Here is a 16,735-nt window from a genome sequence, read left to right on the forward strand (position 1 = left end):
AAGACAGCAGGACGTAACGGCTGTCTTTTTTACTGCCTATTTACGACCTATTTATAAGACAAAAAACTATCTTGTAATCTACAGCAGTGTATTATAAAATAGATCCAAGGGAGAGAAAGAAGATGAGTAAGATTAACAGAGACGCACTTTTTTCGGACGAAACAAGCCAGTACCGGATTCCCATGGAGGTCAATCCAGGAGATGTGGCAACCGTTGTTTTCCGCACAGCGAAGGATAATGTAGATGCCGTATATCTGATTAGCAAGGGAAACCGTCTGCCCATGAAAAAATATCAGTCAAACGAGAGGTTTGACTACTATCGGATTCAGCTGCGTGTGGGAACCCGCAGGATGCTTTACTATTTTGAGATTCGTTCCGGAGAGGAACGCGTGTTTTACAATAAGCGTGGAATTACAGAGGAGCTCCAGAGCGTATATTCCTTTGGGATTGTTCCGGGCTTTTTTACGCCGGACTGGGCAAAGGGAGCGGTGATGTACCAGATCTACGTAGACCGGTTCTGCAACGGCGACCCCTCTAACGACGTATTGACAGGGGAGTACAGTTATATCGGCCAGCAGGTAGAGAAGGTGGAGGACTGGAATCAATGTCCGAATGTCATGGATGTACGCTCCTTTTACGGGGGGGATCTCCAGGGGATTCTGGATAAGCTGGATTATCTGGTGGATCTGGGTGTGGAAGTGATTTATATGAATCCCATATTCGTATCTCCTTCCAACCACAAGTATGACTGCCAGGACTATGATTATATCGATCCTCATTTTACAGTGATCAAGAAGGACGGAGGAGATCTGCTTCCCCAGGGAGAGCAGGATAACCGGAAGGCCGGACGGTATATCCAGCGCGTGGTAAACAGGGAAAACCTGGAGGCCAGCAATGAATTTTTTATTCATTTTGTGGAAGAAGTACACAAGCGCGGCATACGGATTCTGCTGGACGGCGTGTTCAATCACTGCGGTTCCTTCAATAAATGGCTGGATCGGGAACGGCTGTATGAGAGCAGCGGAGATTATGAGGAGGGAGCTTACGTATCAGAGGTGAGCTCTTACCGTGATTTTTTCCGGTTTAACAATGAGCATGAGTGGCCCTATAATGAATATTATGACGGATGGTGGGGGCACAAGACGCTTCCCAAGCTTGCTTACGAGACGTCGCCGGAGCTTCGGGAATATATTATGAATATTGCCAGGAAATGGGTGTCTCCGCCTTATTCGGTAGACGGATGGCGGCTGGATGTGGCGGCGGATCTGGGGCTTAAAGAAGATTACAACCACGATTTCTGGAAGGAATTCCGCAGCAGCGTTAAGGAGGCCAATTCGGAAGCCGTGATTTATGCGGAGCACTATGGAGACGCTTCGGCGTGGCTGAAGGGAGAAGAGTGGGATTCCGTTATGAACTACGACTCTTTTATGGAGCCGCTTACCTGGTTTCTCACGGGAATGGAGAAACACAGCGAGTATTTCCGGGCGGATCTGCTGAATAATGAGCATGCGCTTCTTGGAGCATTAAGAGAAAATATACGTGCTTTTTACGGACCGTCGTTTCTGATTGCAATGAACCAGCTTTCCAACCACGATCATTCCCGGTTTCTGACCAGAACCAGCCATATGGAAGGGCGGCTGGGAAGCCGCAGCTCGGAGGATGCGTCCCTTGGAATTTCAAAAGCCGTGTTCCGGGAGGCTGTAGCCCTGCAGATGATATGGTCCGGTGCGCCTACGCTTTATTATGGAGATGAAGCGGGGCTGTGCGGTTTTACAGATCCGGATAACAGGAGGACTTATCCCTGGGGCAGGGAGGATCATGAGCTGATAGCATTTCATAAGGAAATGATTCGGATTCATAAGGAGAACCAGGCCTGTCGGACGGGTTCGGGGAAGATTGTTCTGGCGCTTCACGGAATTATCGGCATGATCCGGTTTGCCAAGGGCAGCCAGGTTCTTGTTGTGGTCAATAATAACGAGGAAGGACAGAAGGTTTCGGTTCCTGTCTGGATTGGCGAGGTGTTTGACGGGGTCTTGATGGAGCGGCTGATTCTGTCGGTGGAGGACGGTTTCACCACAGAGAACGCCTGCTATCTTGTGTCTGACGGGGCCATTGAGATTTTCCTGCCTCCTTTCTCGGCAGCGGTACTGCGCACGCGCAAGGCGGTAAAGAAAGAGAGCGTGCAGCCGAAAAAGAAAAAAAGAAAATGGTTTGCAAGGAGAAGGCAGTATGTTAAAGGTAGTACTTGGAAAAACAGGAATCGAGGCTCATAAAAACGGTTTCGGAGCGCTGCCGGTTCAGAGAATCGGTATGGAGGATGCAGTGTCCCTTTTAAGAAGAGCCCGCAAAGGCGGTATGAACTTCTTTGATACGGCCAGATTTTATACGGACAGTGAAGAAAAGCTGGGGGAAGCATTCGCCGGAGTAAGGGATCAGATCTATCTTGCAACGAAAACCATGGCTCAGACGGCTGAGGAGTTTTGGAAGGATCTGGAGCTGTCCCTTAAGAATCTTCAGACAGAGTATGTGGATCTGTATCAGTTCCACAATCCGCCTTTTTGCCCGAAGCCGGGAGACGGAAGCGGACTGTATGAGGCTATGCTGGAAGCAAAGGAACAGGGGAAGATCCGCCATATCGGAATTACAAACCACCGTCTTAAGACAGCCCATGAGGCCATTGACAGCGGACTGTATGAAACCCTGCAGTTTCCCTTCTGTTATCTTGCCACAGAGCATGAGCTAAAGCTTGTGGAGAAGTGTAAAAAAGCAGAGATGGGCTTTATTGCCATGAAGGGGCTGTCCGGCGGGCTGTTGACGAATTCTGCCGCTGCCTATGCATTTTTGGCTCAGTTTGATCATGTGCTTCCTATCTGGGGAATTCAAAAGGAAAAGGAGCTTGACGAGTTCCTCTCTTACATAGAGAATCCTCCCGGCATGACGGAGGAGATCAAGGAGCAGATTGCCAGGGACAAGGAAGAGCTGGGGCTTGATTTCTGCCGGGCCTGCGGCTACTGTATGCCCTGCCCTGTGGGGATTGAGATTAATACCTGCGCCAGGATGTCCCAGCTTATCCGGCGCTCGCCCTCAGAGCTTCAGCTGACGCCGGAGGTGCAGGCGAAGATGAAGAAGGTGGAGGAGTGCAGGCATTGCGGCGCATGCAAAAAGAAATGCCCCTTTGGACTGGATACGCCTGCGCTTTTGGAGAAAAATTATGCGGATTACAAAGAAATTCTGGCCGGGCGTGTGAAGCTGTAGAAACTGCCGGGTTTTGAAGCGGCTGCAAAATAGAGCGGCTCCTTTTAAAAATGTTGTAAGACACGGCCGGAAGGCAGGCTGTCAAAAAAATGTTGACAAATAATTAGTAATCGTGTAAAATAACATCTGTTGTGAAAGAGTGTCGCACAACAGATGTTATCTGCCCAGATAGCTCAGTTGGTAGAGCAGAGGACTGAAAATCCTCGTGTCACTGGTTCGATTCCGGTTCTGGGCATTGAAAGTTTCATATTTGTATTATGCGGGTGTAGTTCAATGGTAGAACACCAGCCTTCCAAGCTGGACACGTGGGTTCGATTCCCATCACCCGCTTTATTTTTTTGTAAAAAGCATCGTGCCGGTAATCCTAAGAGGTACATAAACTGACCGGCAGCATTTCTTGAAAAGCGAAAAAAAATCCGCTATAATCAAAAGCAATGGAAGGAAAGGGAGTTTTTTCTATGGCTCAATTTACAAAAAAAGCAATCGTCGAGGCGTTTCTGGAGCTTCTGAACGAGAAGCCGCTGGATAAGATAACGGTAAAGGAGATTGTAGACAGCTGCGGAATCAACCGCAATACCTTTTACTATCATTTTGAGGATATCCGCGCCTTGCTGACCTTTGTGATTGACGGGGAGGTGGAGCGCGTGGCTGCAAAGAACGCAGATGTGCAGTCCTTGGAGGAGGGCTTTATTGAAGCGGCCCGTTTTGCCCTTAGCAACAAACGGGCGATTTACCATATTTACAATTCTGTCAGCCGGGAGGAGCTGGAGCGTTATCTGAACAGCATTGCGCAGGAGGTTGTCAGACGTCTGGCGGAGGGGCTTAGCGTCACCCGGGATGTGCCGGAGCCTGACCGTGAGCTGATCATCGATTTTTATAAATGCGGCCTGTCAGGAATGGTGATGGCCTGGGTGGGAGAAGGTATGAAGGCGGATCCGGAACAGATGATTCGAAGCCTGGGAGCTTTGCTGAAAGGAAGTATTGCGTCGGCCATGGAAAAAGGCCGTCAGAGAGCCGGAAGGAAAAAGCAGTAAAAGCATTGGGGGAGCATGGGCGTTTTAGGCAGATAAGCCCATGTGTCTGAATTTTGGTTAATAGGAAAGCGGTGTATGGATTTCATACACTGCTTTTTGTTTGCCCGTTTCAAGGGAGAGGGCTTTTGACTACAATAGAGATTGTAAAGAGAAGGGAGTGAAAAAAATGACAACTGTTCGGATTGCAAAGGGAGGTTATGCGGCGTCATCTGTGGCTTTTTGTATGGCTGGCATCTTGTTGATTCTTTGTCCGGAGATTTCGGCGGAGGTTATCTGTAAGGGAATTGGTTTTTTGCTGGCAGTGTGCGGAGTGTTTAAAATATGCGGTTATCTGTCGGAGGATTTGTACCGGCTGGCTTTTCAGTTTGACCTGGCGGGAGGGATTCTGGCAGTGATTATCGGAAGTCTGATGATGTTTCGCAGCGGCAGTTTTCTGCGGTTTTTCAATCTGGTCTTGGGCATTATCGTTATGACGGACGGCCTTTTAAAGATCCAGACAGCCATAGACGCCAGACGCTTCGGACTGAAACAGTGGTGGCTGATTGGAGGTGCGGCTGCGTTTGCCAGCATTCTGGGGCTGCTGATTATCATAGACCCCTTCGGAAATGCTGGAATTGCCGGGGCCATAGTGCTTCTGGGAATTACGCTCCTGACGGAAGGGCTGCTGAACTTGTATGTGGCGGTATATACCGTCAAGACAAAAAATCAGCACAGAAAAAAATAAGGACATTGCGGAACTGGAAAACAGCAGTGTTCCTCACAGTGCACAAATCAATTTACAGACACATGGTTCTGTGACTGGAAATTGATTTCCTAAGGTGTAGTGGGAGGAACATTGCGGAACTGGAATGGAGAACGTTATGATTAAATTTGGAAAAGGGGTTGTAAAGCTTCGCATCCCCATTTTGATTCTTACACTGGCGCTGATGATTCCGTCGGCCCTGGGAATGGCGGCCACACGGATCAATTACGATATGCTCACTTATCTGCCAGGTGACATTGAGACAATGATAGGCCAGGACATTTTGATGGATGAGTTTGGAAAAGGGGCATTTTCTTTCGTTATCATAGAGGGAATGGAAGATAAGGAAGTGGCAGAGCTTAGGGAGCGGATCGAAGAAGTGGATCACGTAGCTACCGTACTGTGGTATGACAGCTTTATGGATCTTTCCGTTCCCATGGAGATTCTGCCGGACGAATACTATGATATCTTCAATTCGGGAAATGCGACCATGATGGCGGTTTTCTTTGAGACATCGACCTCGGCGGACGAAACCCTGGACGCAGCGGCGCAGATTAAAGAGCTGGCGGGAGAACAGTGCTTTGTATCCGGTATGACGGCCATGGTAGCGGACTTGAAGGAGCTCTGCGAACGTGAGGAGGTTATCTATGTGGTTCTGGCAGTGGTGCTTTCCAGCGTTGTAATGACAGCCTTTCTGGACAGCCTGGCTCTGCCGGTCATTTTCCTAATCAGTATCGGAATGGCAATTCTTTTGAACATGGGAACAAATATCTTTTTTGGAGAAATATCCTTTCTGACCCAAGCTCTGGCGGCAGTGCTCCAGCTGGCGGTGACCATGGACTACTCCATTTTCCTGTGGCACAGCTACGTGGAGCAGCAGGAGCGGTTTGAAGGGGATAAAAAACGGGCCATGGCTCATGCCATCAAAGCAACCATTACTTCGGTAGTAGGAAGCTCTATTACAACCGTGGCAGGCTTCATCGCACTCTGCTTTATGAGCTATACCTTAGGCCTGGATCTGGGGCTTGTAATGGCAAAGGGCGTAGTGTTCGGTGTTCTTGGCTGCGTAACCATTCTGCCCTCCATGATTCTGGTTCTTGACAGATTCATTGAAAAGACAAGGCACCGGCCTTTGATGCCGGATTTCGGGAAGATTGTAAGATTTGTAGTGAAGCGCTATCCGGTTTTTCTGATTCTGTTTGTGCTGGTTCTTCCCGTATCCTATTACGGCTACAACAAGGCGGGCGGCGAGGTTTACTACAACCTGGGCGGCTCCCTGCCGGAGTACATGGGCTATGTGCAGGCTACAAACAAGCTGGAGGATGAATTTTCCGCAGGAGCTACCCATATGGTACTCCTTGATAAAAATGTCTCGGCCAAGGATGTGAAAAACATGGTGGCCGAAATGAAGGAAGTGGAGGGCGTGGAATTTGCCCTGGGCATGGATTCCGCTATCGGCTCCAGAATTCCGGATGAGATGATACCGGATAAAGCACGGGAGGAGCTGGAGAGCGAAAACTGGAAGCTTCTGCTGATACAGTCTAAGTACAGTACGGCTACCGACGAGGTAAACATGCAGATTACAAAGCTTCAAGAGATTATGAAGAAATATGACGAGACCGGAATGCTGATTGGGGAAGCGCCCTGCACGAAGGACTTGATTGAGATTACAGACCGGGATTTCCAGGTGGTGAATACCATTTCCATTATTGCGATTTTCGTAATAATTGCGGCAGTGCTCAAAAGCATTTCCCTGCCGGTGATTCTGGTGGCAGTGATAGAATTTGCCATCTTTATCAACCTGGGGATTCCCCATTTTACAGGAACGTCCCTGCCGTTTATCGCACCCATCTGTATCAGCACCATTCAGCTTGGGGCGACGGTGGACTATGCGATACTGATGACAACCCGGTACAAACGGGAGCGGTTCATGGGGCAGGACAGGGTGGGAGCCATTTCCACGGCTCTGGAAACTTCTCTGCCGTCGGTAATTGTCAGCGCTTTGGGGTTCTTTGCTGCAACCCTGGGCGTGGCGGTGTACTCGGATGTGGATATGATACGTTCTCTCTGCGCATTGATGGCAAGGGGGGCGATTGTAAGCCTTCTGGCGGTAGCTTTCATCCTTCCGGCCATGTTCCTGGTATTTGATAGATTGATTTGTGCAACCAGCGCCGGCTTCCGGCCGAAAAAGTCAGCTTAAGAGTTTGTGGAATCAGTAACATCAAAGAATGTTATGAGACTAATAGTGTTGTCGCGCAGCGACTTAGAATTGTCCAGCTAAGAAATGTCAAGTGTTTTTGAAAAATAATTTCTGCTGGACGGTAAAGCTGCAAAGGCGCACGAGAGGAACTTTTATGAGTGCTTTTTCGAATAAAAGTTTCTCTCATTACCGGTGTGTCGAAGCAGCTTTACCCTTTAGTGCTGTCGCGCAGCGACTTAAAAACAGTAATATCCCTCTCAGTGCACAAATCCATTTCCAGACACATGGGTTTGTGGCTGGAAATGGATTTCAGACCAGTGTACTGAGAGGGATATTACGGAACTGGAATAGGAGGTTTAAAATGAAAAAATTACAGAATGAATGGAAAAAGGGCATCTCGATCACAATGGCCGCGCTGCTTGCGGTCGGAGGCATACAGATTCCGGCACAGGCAAAGGAGGCTGAAAGCCGGATCTGGAAAACCGCTTTGTCAGCAGCGGAAAATCCCAAGCCGGAGATAAAAACAATAGAAGCAGAATTGTCAGATGAGGACAGAGGGCAGCTTGCCAAGGAGGAAACCGTCTATGTGATTGCAAATGCAGACGGCTCCCCCGAAAAGCTGATTGTCAGTGACTGGCTGAAAAATGCCATGGGAAAGGAAACCCTGGAGGATGTCACAGAGCTTACGAATATCACCAATGTAAAGGGCACCGAGGGCTTTGAACAAAAGGAAGGCTCTTTGGGCGTATGGGATGCCGCAGGCAATGATATTTATTATCAGGGCAGCATAGAGAAGGAGCTCCCCATCGATTTGAAGGTCGCTTATCAGTTAAACGGCAGAACCATTTCTCCCGAGGAACTGGCAGGCAAAAGCGGAAAGGTGGCAATCCGTTTTGATTACACGAACCGGCAGAAGGAAACCGTGGCTGTGGGAGAGAAGGAGGAGCAGCTTTATGTGCCTTTCGTAGTGATGACCAGCCTGGTTCTTGACAATGAGAACTTCCGGAACATCCAGGTATCCAACGGAAAGGTTATCAATGACGGAGAGCGTACCATCGTAATGGGCTATGCAATGCCGGGGCTGAAAGACAATCTGGATATCGGCAGTGAGGATTTTGATGTAGAAGAGCTGGATATTCCTGATTATGTAGAACTGACGGCAGATGTGACAGACTTTGAGCTGGCAGCCACGCTGACTGTTGCGTCCAATGAGATTTTTGGAGACATGGATATGGATACCCAGGAAAAAATGGATGATTTGTCGGCGGATATGGAGGAACTGCAGGACGCCATGAACGAGCTGATGGACGGGACGGCAGAGCTTTACGACGGCGTGCTGGAGCTGTATGACGGAACCGGCGAGCTGACAGACGGGATTGACGAGCTGGACGAAGGGGCACAGAAACTGAATGACGGAGCCAGAGAGCTGCGTGACGGGGCCGGAGAACTGTACGACGGAATCGGAACGCTGAAGAACGGAGCCGGAGCGCTCTTTGCCGGCGTGAAGCAGTTGTCGGCTGGGCTCCAGGAGCTTACCCAGAACAATGAGAAACTGAACGGGGGAGCAAAGGCCGTATATGAGGGACTCCTAAAGCTGGCAAATGCACAGCTTGCAGGCTTTTCGGCATACGGCGTTCCGACCCTGGATCCTTCGGGAAAGACCCCGGAGCAGTTCTGTGCAGAGATTGAGGCGGCGATAGGAAAGCTGAATGTTCTGGCAGAGAATCTGAAAGCGCAGATCCCAAACGTGACATCCCAGATTCCGGCGGAGGAGCTTCTGGCAGAGGAAGCCATAGAGGAAGAGCAAAAGGAAGAGAAGAGCGAAGCGCCGGCAGAGGGCCAGACAGTGCAGAAAGAAGCGGTAGAAAATGAGGCACTCTCTGCCGAAACGGAGAGGGAGGAGACAAAGCCCCAGGAAGAGCCTGGGGAAACAAAACAGCAGCCGGTTCAAAGCGAAAGCACTTCCGAGGGAAACAACAGCCAGAAGCAGGAATCCCAGGAGCCAACATCCCAGGAGCCGGCAGTGAAGGATCCAGCGGAGCAGGAGCCTGCCACGGATGAAGCGTCTCAGGAGACAGCAGACCAGGAGGACACCCAGGTGCAGTCCGGCCAGAAGGAAGCGGGAGAAAGCAGTCAGGAAGAACCCGGCCAGGAAGAAAGCGGCCAGGAAGAACCCAGGGCAGAGGTCTGCGAGAAGGAAGCCGTGCTGGTTCAGTCCTCCCAGGCAGGGAACGCCCAGGCGGCTGCGGCAGCAGAACAGCTAAAGCAAAAGCTGCAATTGATAGAGATGACAAAGTCCACCCTGCAGCTTTTAGAGGGAGCATACCAGGTTTACATGGGCGTGGGGAGCTACACCCAGGGCGTGGATCAGATCTATGCAGGCGTACAGGAGCTGATGAAAAACGCACCGGCCTTAAATTCCGGCATTGACGCCCTTAGCGACGGGGCAGGGAAACTTAAAGACGGAGCAAAAGAACTGAAAGACGGAACAGGCGAATTAAGAGACGGAACGGGCGAACTCAAAGACGGCGGTCAGGAGCTTCGGGACGGCGTAGAAGAGCTGAGAGACGGTTCTGAGGAATTGAAGGACGGAACGATTGAATTTAATGACGAGGGCATACAGAAGCTGACAGATAAGTTTAACGGAGATCTTCAAGAGCTGTCCGACCGCTTCGAAGGCGTCAAGAGCGCAGCCAGGGCATACCGCTCCTTCGCCGGAATCTCCGACGAGGCGGAAGGAAACGTAAGATTTATTTATAAAACCGCGGGTATCGAGAAGTAATAAAAAAGTGTGAAACCAATTAATGGAAAAATCATTATATAAACAGCCAGGCGGCAGGGAGAAATCTCTGCCGCTTGTGACGACGATAAAAGGTTCTTTACAGAAAAAATGATTGCTGATATTACGGAAACGCCTTGGGAACATAGGAATCAAAGAAATCTTTTACAATATCAGCGAATTTCTCTGCATTTGTAAGTATAGCAGGATGACTGCCTGTTGGAAATAGAAAGGTTTTGCCCTTTGATACAAGCTGCTCCATTTGCTGATACTCCTCTGCAAGATCTTTGCGGCACATGGTATCTTCCGTGCTTCCGACAAACAGTATCGGCGCTGCGAGCGTTTCTAAAGGCTTATGGAATAAAGGCAGTTTGGAATCCGCACATTCTGCCAACGCTTTTGTATTAAGGTCAACAACTGTTTCCCAATCTTCTCCTTGACACCATTCATAAAACTGTCTGGAAAAATCGTCGGTTTTTGCGGCTGTTCTCTCTTTTAGAAGATTTTCTGAAAAATCATTTGGAAGCGTCCTCCCGTCAAAGCTGTCGGCAATGACCTTATACACAAGATCCGGACGCTCTAATGCCGTGTTAACAGCAACCCACGCTCCGCCGCTCGTACCTATCAGATTCACTTTTCCGCAATCTAAATATTCCAAAAGCGCTATGACCTGCTGGGCCTGTGAATACCATAAGTCCGATGGGAACGCCTCTATCCTGTCAGAACGTCCGTTCCCAAGAAAATCCATAAGAATCACTTTGAAGCTATCTGCATACAAAGGTATGATAGGTTCAAACATCTTTGATGAGGCGGTATCTCCATGCAATAAAACAACAGGCAGCCCCTCCCCGATTTCCTCATAATAAATGTTTTTTTGCCCATATCTGAAAAATGCCATTCTTTCATTCCTCCTGCGTTTTCATTCATTGTAACAATGTAAAAACAGATATAAAACCTTATATTCTTTCTGTAAATAAAAATGCGCCATGAACAAAGCATAGCGCACTCTTGCTTATAGACTATTTTGTTTTACGATCCGCTGAATCGTTTTTTCGGATAAATAATACTTTTCTGCTAACTGCCTGATGCTCATTCCGTTTTGGAAATCGGAACATATCTGGCAATTCCGAGAAGCTAAAAACTGCTTTGTATCGGTATTATCTCCCCAATGCTTTTTGTTTTCACTCTTTTTAGGGATATATATGGTTTTACCATCAACATATTTTTGTATTTGCTCTAATAACTCTTTTGGCAGTAAATCGATTGAATTTTGACAGCTCACTTTGCGCCTCCTGAAAATATCTTAGGATTAGCAAAGGCTGTTGTCATTTGCGGTTATAATATGTTTTTAATGATTATGCAACAGCCTTTGCTATGCACAAATTGTTGTTCCCATTTGTCAAACCTTCCTTTCGCTATATTTGGAAGCAGCCCCTCTTGCGGTCAAAGAGACAGAATATAGATGTCATCCGGCGTAAGTCTGCGCTCCGGTGTAAAGATAAGCCAGTCGGTGATTTCTTCCGGACTGTAAGTGCCCACATGTCCTTCGTGAAGTCCCTCGATATAGTAAGGCTCCTGTGTAAGCTTTGCGGTAATGCGGCCGTTCTTTATCTCTGTCACTTCAAACCAGATATGCTCCCGTTCGCTGAAATCTGTTCGATGGGGCTCGTCTACCAGCAGCCCGATCTTAGCCAGAAGGTGGTTGTGCTTATCCTTGAAGGCCTGGAAGAAATATTCCATCCGTTCTGCGGCCAAAGCCTTCATCCGGTTCGTCTCAGAAGTAGAAAGCATATAGATGGGGTTTTCCTTCAGGATATCGTCATAAATGGCAAGAGAGGAGTATTTTCCCTCCTCAAAGCTTTCCTGGTTCGGGTATACGAAGATGGCGCAGGTATCTTCATTGTGCCCCTCCTCCCGGTCGTTTTTTCCGCCCAGCATGTCCGGAGGGTAGCAGGAAATGGCTTCCTCCCAATCAATGAGTGTCACTACAAGGGGAACGCCTTGATCTACATAGGCCAGGAAAAAGGGCGCTTTGTATTCGGGAGTGTTCTCATCATCCAGCAGCCTTAAGGCCAGCGCTTCCAGAGTATTGTAATGGGTCTGGTACGTTTCCTTGGTAGAATTGAGCACCTCAAGCTCCGGACGGCCGCAGCGGTTAAGCCCGTGGGTGTGAAGCCAGACACAGTCGTCTTCCCCGGAAACTGCCTGGGCGGTAAAGAGATAACGCGGGGCAGGGGGGACGGTAGACTGGGCGGCCAGAATCACCCAGCGGCCCGAAAGGATCTTCTCTGAGCTGTCATCCAGCACGGCCAGGACATCCGGCAGCAGGGTATGGATCAGCTTTAACTGCAGGTGGTAGGAAACGAGGGGATCGGAGCCGAACTCCATCTCTATGGCAAGTCCGAACTGGGCGGCCTGAACAGCCTCTGCGTCTACATCCGGAAAGAGATGCTGGCAGCGGTAAAGCTCCGGAAGGGTGAAATCCGAGGGGTAAATCTCTGCAGAATAGCTTTGGCCCTCGTAGATGATTTCCAGATACAGTGTTTCTTCCTCCATTCGCTCCGATAAGAGCTGGAAGGCGCCGGTTGTGCGGAGCCGTTCCAGAAAGAGTTCCGGTTCCTCGATGTCTCTGGGTTGGGAAGGGACAGCGAACATATAGGATTTGGGTTTGGTCATAAGAAGTCCTCCTGATTTTTTATATAAAAAAGGATTGCGGCAAATCCATAGAATATTTCTGCGGATTGCAGCAATCCTTTTTAAAGATAACGGAGGAGGAGGGATTTGAACCCTCGCGCCGGTGCTACCGACCTACTGGTGTTCGAAGCCAGACCCTTCAGCCGCTTGGGTACTCCTCCAAGGGTATGCGTCCGTAGTACGTCCATATTTTTAACCCTGTACAACGGAGACAGTAAATACATTATAATATGGTCTCGCAGATTTTTCAAGTTATTCCCTTGTGAGAAATTCATATTTATGTTAAAATTTACGTATTGCATGGGCGAAAACCCAGGAAAATCTGAAATAAAAGGATGGAGGCGTGCTTTATGAAACGAATCGGAATGCTTACCAGCGGCGGAGACTGCCAGGCCCTCAATGCGACCATGAGAGGAATCGTAAAAGGCGTATGCAATGCTCTGGACGAGGTAGAATTGTACGGCTTTGAGGAGGGGTATAAGGGTCTGATTTACGGAAATTACCGTATGCTGACCCCGAGAGATTTCTCTGGAATCCTTACCAAGGGAGGAACTATCTTAGGAAGCTCCAGACAGGCATTTAAGCAGATGCGCGTGCCGGATGAAAAGGGTCTGGATAAGGTAGAGGCCATGAAGCAGACTTATCACAAGCTGCGTCTGGACTGCCTGGTGATTTTGGGAGGCAACGGAACCCAGAAGTCTGCGAATCTTTTAAGGGAAGAAGGGCTGAATGTCCTGCATATGCCAAAGACTATTGACAACGATATCTGGGCTACGGATATGACCTTCGGCTTTCAGAGCGCGGTAAATATTGCAACCGACTGTATTGACTGTATCCATACCACGGCGGCTTCCCACGGACGTGTTTTCATCGTAGAGGTAATGGGACACAAGGTAGGACAGCTGACGCTTCATGCGGGAATTGCAGGGGGAGCGGATATCATACTGATTCCCGAGATTCCTTACAGCATTGACAGTATCTGCGATGCCATCGAGGCAAGGAATAAGCAGAAAAAGGGATTCACCATTCTTGCGGTGGCAGAGGGAGCCATCCCCAAGGAAAGGGCAGAGATGTCCAAGAAAGAATTGAAGAAGTTTATGGAGACTTATCAGTATCCCACCGTTTCCTATGAGATAGCGGATCAGATCGGCAAACGTCTCGGAACAGAGGTAAGGGTAACGGTTCCCGGACATACCCAGAGAGGCGGAAGCCCCTGCCCGTATGACCGTGTTCTTTCCACAAGACTGGGAGCGGCTGCGGCTCAGGCGATTGTTGAGGATGATTACGGATACATGATTGGTATTGTAGGTGACGAGACTAAGAGAATTCCATTGCAGGAATCTGCAGGAAAATTAAAATTTGTTGATCCCAATTCCTCTATTATTGCAGAGGCCAAGATGATAGGAATCAGCTTTGGAGATTAACCCATGTCTTATATGGCGCTCTACCGAAAGTTCCGTCCTGGGGAGTTTGGCGACGTAAAGGGACAGGAGCACATTGTAACAACATTAAAAAACCAAATAAAAGCAGAGCGGATAGGCCATGCCTATCTGTTCTGCGGCACCAGAGGTACCGGCAAGACGACCATTGCCAAGATATTTGCAAAGGCAGTCAACTGTGAGCATCCAGTGGACGGAAACCCCTGCAAAGAGTGTGCGGCCTGCCGTTCCATTGCGGCAGGCACTTCCATGAATGTCATAGAGATTGACGCAGCCTCCAACAATGGAGTGGATAATATTCGGGAGATTCGGGACGAGGTGGCTTATTCTCCTACAGAGGGACGGTACAAGGTCTATATCATTGATGAGGTGCATATGCTTTCTATCGGAGCCTTCAATGCACTTTTAAAGACTCTGGAGGAGCCCCCTTCCTATGTGATTTTCATTCTGGCCACTACAGAGGCTCATAAGATTCCGGTGACAATCCTTTCCCGGTGCCAGCGGTACGATTTCCGGCGGATTGCGGCGGATACCATTACGGCCCGTCTGGAGGAGCTGACTCAGGCGGAGAGCGTGGCTGCAGAGGAAAAAGCCCTCCGTTATATTGCCAAGGCGGCGGACGGCTCCATGCGCGACGCCCTAAGCCTCCTGGATCAGTGCATTGCCTTTTATCTGAATGAAGAGCTGACCTACGACCATGTGCTGGATGTGCTTGGGGCTGTGGACACGGAAGTCTACAGTGAGCTTCTTAGGCGGACTTTAAAGCAGGATCTTACCGGGATCATGGAGCAGATTGAAGAGCTGGTGCAAAAGGGGAGGGAGCTTGGGCAGTTTGTGACAGACTTTACCTGGTATCTGCGTAATCTTCTGCTGCTGAAAAGCTCTGATCACATGGAGGATGTTCTGGATGTATCCACAGAGAATCTCTTGAAGCTTCAGGAAGAGGCTCAGATGATAGAGACGGATACGCTGATGCGCTATATCCGTATCTTTTCTGAGCTGGGAGGGCAGATACGATATGCTTCCCAGAAGCGCGTGCAGGTGGAGGTAGCCTTTATCAAGCTGTGCAAACCAGCCATGGAAGTGAATCCGGACGGACTTTTAGACCGCATCCGGGCGCTGGAAAAGCAGATGGAGGAGGGGATTGCCATTGCCGCTGCACCCGTGCGAGAGCCTGTCTATGGGGCAGAGACTGAAGCTAAGAAGCAGGAAGCGCCCCCTGTGGCTCCGAAGGCCCTGCCGGAGGATGTGCAGGATGTGGTGAAAAACTGGTATCAGGTAGTGAACCGCCTGCATCCGCTTTTGCGCACCTACCTAAAAGACGCCCGTCTCAAGGCCCTGGGAGACAATCGTCTGGGAATTGTAGCCCCTACTGCTACGGGGGAGGACTTTTTAAAGGATCCGGCTCATTTGGAAGAAATCCGGACGGTGATTCAAAAGAGCACAGGGAAAGAGATGGAGCTGGTGATAGCATCCATGGATAACGATCCGCATCTGGATGTGGGGGCGATTGATATGGAACAGCTTATCCATATGGAAATTGAAATAGAAGATTAAAAAGAGAATGTCCAAGCAAGGTTTTCCGCCAGGGAGCCCAAAGGATGTTACGAAATTGGAATGGAGGAGATTAAGATGGCAAAAAGAGGCGGATTTCCCGGCGGCGGAATGGGTATGCCGGGCAACATGAACAATCTGATGAAGCAGGCGCAGAAGATGCAGCGCCAGATGGAAGAGAGCAGAAAAGAGCTGGAAGAAAAAGAATACACAGCGGCGGCAGGCGGCGGAGCAGTAGAGATTACCGTAAGCGGGAAAAAGGAGATTGTGAAGGTAAAGCTGTCTGAGGAAGTGGTGGATCCCGACGATATTGAGATGCTGGAGGATCTGATTATGGCGGCGGCCAACCAGGCATTCCGCCAGATGGAGGAGGACTCAGCGGCAGCCATGTCTAAGCTGACCGGCGGTATGGGCGGAGGCTTTCCTTTCTGATGGATTACTACGGCAGTCAAATCAGCAGATTAATTGAACAGCTGTCGGCTCTGCCCGGAATTGGGAGCAAAACGGCCCAGCGCCTGGCCTTTCACATTGTCAATATGCCGATGGAAAAGGTGCAGGCCCTGTCGGAATCCGTTCTGGACGCCAAGAAGAATGTCCGCTACTGCAAGCAGTGCTTTACTATGACGGATCGGGAGCTCTGTCCTATCTGCAGTAACCCGAAGCGCAACCGGGGACAGATTATGGTGGTGGAGAACACACGGGATCTGGCGGCCTATGAAAAGACAGGGCGCTTTGAGGGCGTGTACCATGTGCTTCACGGGGCGATTTCCCCCATGCTGGGAATCGGGCCCAGCGATATCCGCTTAAAGGAGCTGATGACAAGACTTCAGGGAGAGGTGGAAGAGGTTATCATCGCCACAAACTCAAGCCTGGAGGGAGAGACGACGGCTATGTATATCAGCAAGCTTATCAAACCTACAGGAATCCTGGTGACCAGGATAGCCAGCGGCGTTCCGGTAGGCGGTGATTTGGAGTACATTGATGAAGTGACGCTTCTGCGTGCACTGGAAGGACGTGTGGAGCTGTGAGGGCAGGAAT

The 16,735-nt window shown here is 49.5% G+C and carries 13 protein-coding genes and 3 tRNA genes; 12 read left to right on the forward strand and 4 right to left on the reverse strand.

Annotated elements, in window-relative coordinates; translation table 11 throughout:
• Positions 1 to 122 precede the first annotated feature (122 nt).
• From VV089_RS19625 to VV089_RS19660, 8 genes are all read left to right on the forward strand, one after another.
• Positions 123 to 2,273 carry a glycoside hydrolase family 13 protein gene (locus tag VV089_RS19625; protein WP_334337088.1) on the forward strand — a complete coding sequence of 717 codons (2,151 nt, stop codon included), beginning with the start codon at positions 123 to 125 and terminating at the stop codon, positions 2,271 to 2,273.
• Positions 2,230 to 3,255, forward strand: coding sequence for an aldo/keto reductase (locus tag VV089_RS19630; RefSeq protein ID WP_334337089.1), 1,026 nt, complete (start codon positions 2,230 to 2,232; stop codon positions 3,253 to 3,255). The genes VV089_RS19625 and VV089_RS19630 overlap by 44 nt, the downstream gene beginning before the upstream one ends.
• Positions 3,256 to 3,417: 162 nt before the next feature.
• A tRNA-Phe gene (locus VV089_RS19635) sits at positions 3,418 to 3,490 on the forward strand.
• Positions 3,491 to 3,514: 24 nt separating this feature from the next.
• Positions 3,515 to 3,585: transfer RNA gene (locus VV089_RS19640), tRNA-Gly, on the forward strand.
• Positions 3,586 to 3,713: 128 nt separating this feature from the next.
• Positions 3,714 to 4,289, forward strand: a complete 576-nt coding sequence (locus VV089_RS19645) for a TetR/AcrR family transcriptional regulator (RefSeq protein ID WP_334337090.1) — start codon at positions 3,714 to 3,716, stop codon at positions 4,287 to 4,289.
• Positions 4,290 to 4,455: 166 nt separating this feature from the next.
• Positions 4,456 to 5,013 (forward strand): HdeD family acid-resistance protein, encoded by a 558-nt coding sequence (locus VV089_RS19650; protein ID WP_172542702.1) that lies wholly within the window; start codon positions 4,456 to 4,458, stop codon positions 5,011 to 5,013.
• A 136-nt stretch (positions 5,014 to 5,149) separates the two neighbouring features.
• The gene (locus VV089_RS19655; protein ID WP_172542701.1) at positions 5,150 to 7,231 is read left to right on the forward strand and encodes an efflux RND transporter permease subunit; all 2,082 of its coding nucleotides are present in this window, start codon (positions 5,150 to 5,152) and stop codon (positions 7,229 to 7,231) included.
• Between the two features lie 361 nt (positions 7,232 to 7,592).
• Positions 7,593 to 10,013, forward strand: a complete 2,421-nt coding sequence (locus VV089_RS19660; RefSeq protein ID WP_334337091.1) for a hypothetical protein — start codon at positions 7,593 to 7,595, stop codon at positions 10,011 to 10,013.
• Positions 10,014 to 10,134: 121 nt separating this feature from the next.
• Here the strand turns inward: VV089_RS19660 and VV089_RS19665 are convergent, their stop codons facing one another.
• From VV089_RS19665 to VV089_RS19680, 4 genes are all read right to left on the reverse strand, one after another.
• Positions 10,135 to 10,908, reverse strand: coding sequence for an alpha/beta fold hydrolase (locus VV089_RS19665; RefSeq protein WP_334337092.1), 774 nt, complete (start codon positions 10,906 to 10,908; stop codon positions 10,135 to 10,137).
• 114 nt (positions 10,909 to 11,022) lie between these two features.
• Positions 11,023 to 11,292, reverse strand: coding sequence for a CD3324 family protein (locus tag VV089_RS19670; protein WP_334337093.1), 270 nt, complete (start codon positions 11,290 to 11,292; stop codon positions 11,023 to 11,025).
• A 161-nt stretch (positions 11,293 to 11,453) separates the two neighbouring features.
• Positions 11,454 to 12,686: a DUF4026 domain-containing protein gene (locus VV089_RS19675; protein ID WP_334337094.1), complete on the reverse strand. Its 1,233-nt coding sequence runs from the start codon at positions 12,684 to 12,686 to the stop codon at positions 11,454 to 11,456.
• Positions 12,687 to 12,776: 90 nt separating this feature from the next.
• Positions 12,777 to 12,865, reverse strand: a tRNA-Ser gene (locus VV089_RS19680).
• 189 nt (positions 12,866 to 13,054) lie between these two features.
• Between VV089_RS19680 and VV089_RS19685 the strand changes: the two genes are divergently transcribed.
• The 4 genes from VV089_RS19685 to recR all read left to right on the forward strand — a co-directional run bounded on the left by VV089_RS19685 (position 13,055) and on the right by recR (position 16,725).
• A complete protein-coding gene (locus VV089_RS19685) occupies positions 13,055 to 14,128 on the forward strand; it encodes a 6-phosphofructokinase (RefSeq protein ID WP_172543729.1) in 1,074 nt (357 codons plus the stop codon).
• A gap of 3 nt (positions 14,129 to 14,131) precedes the next feature.
• Complete coding sequence (gene dnaX / locus VV089_RS19690; protein ID WP_334337095.1) at positions 14,132 to 15,700, forward strand: DNA polymerase III subunit gamma/tau; 1,569 nt, start codon at positions 14,132 to 14,134, stop codon at positions 15,698 to 15,700.
• A 75-nt stretch (positions 15,701 to 15,775) separates the two neighbouring features.
• Positions 15,776 to 16,129, forward strand: a complete 354-nt coding sequence (locus tag VV089_RS19695; RefSeq protein ID WP_172543731.1) for a YbaB/EbfC family nucleoid-associated protein — start codon at positions 15,776 to 15,778, stop codon at positions 16,127 to 16,129.
• Positions 16,129 to 16,725, forward strand: coding sequence for a recombination mediator RecR (recR, locus tag VV089_RS19700; protein WP_334337096.1), 597 nt, complete (start codon positions 16,129 to 16,131; stop codon positions 16,723 to 16,725). The genes VV089_RS19695 and recR overlap by 1 nt, the downstream gene beginning before the upstream one ends.
• Positions 16,726 to 16,735: the final 10 nt, after the last annotated feature.

Source organism: Candidatus Merdisoma sp. JLR.KK011, from assembly GCF_036941125.1.
GTDB lineage: Bacteria > Bacillota > Clostridia > Lachnospirales > Lachnospiraceae > Laedolimicola.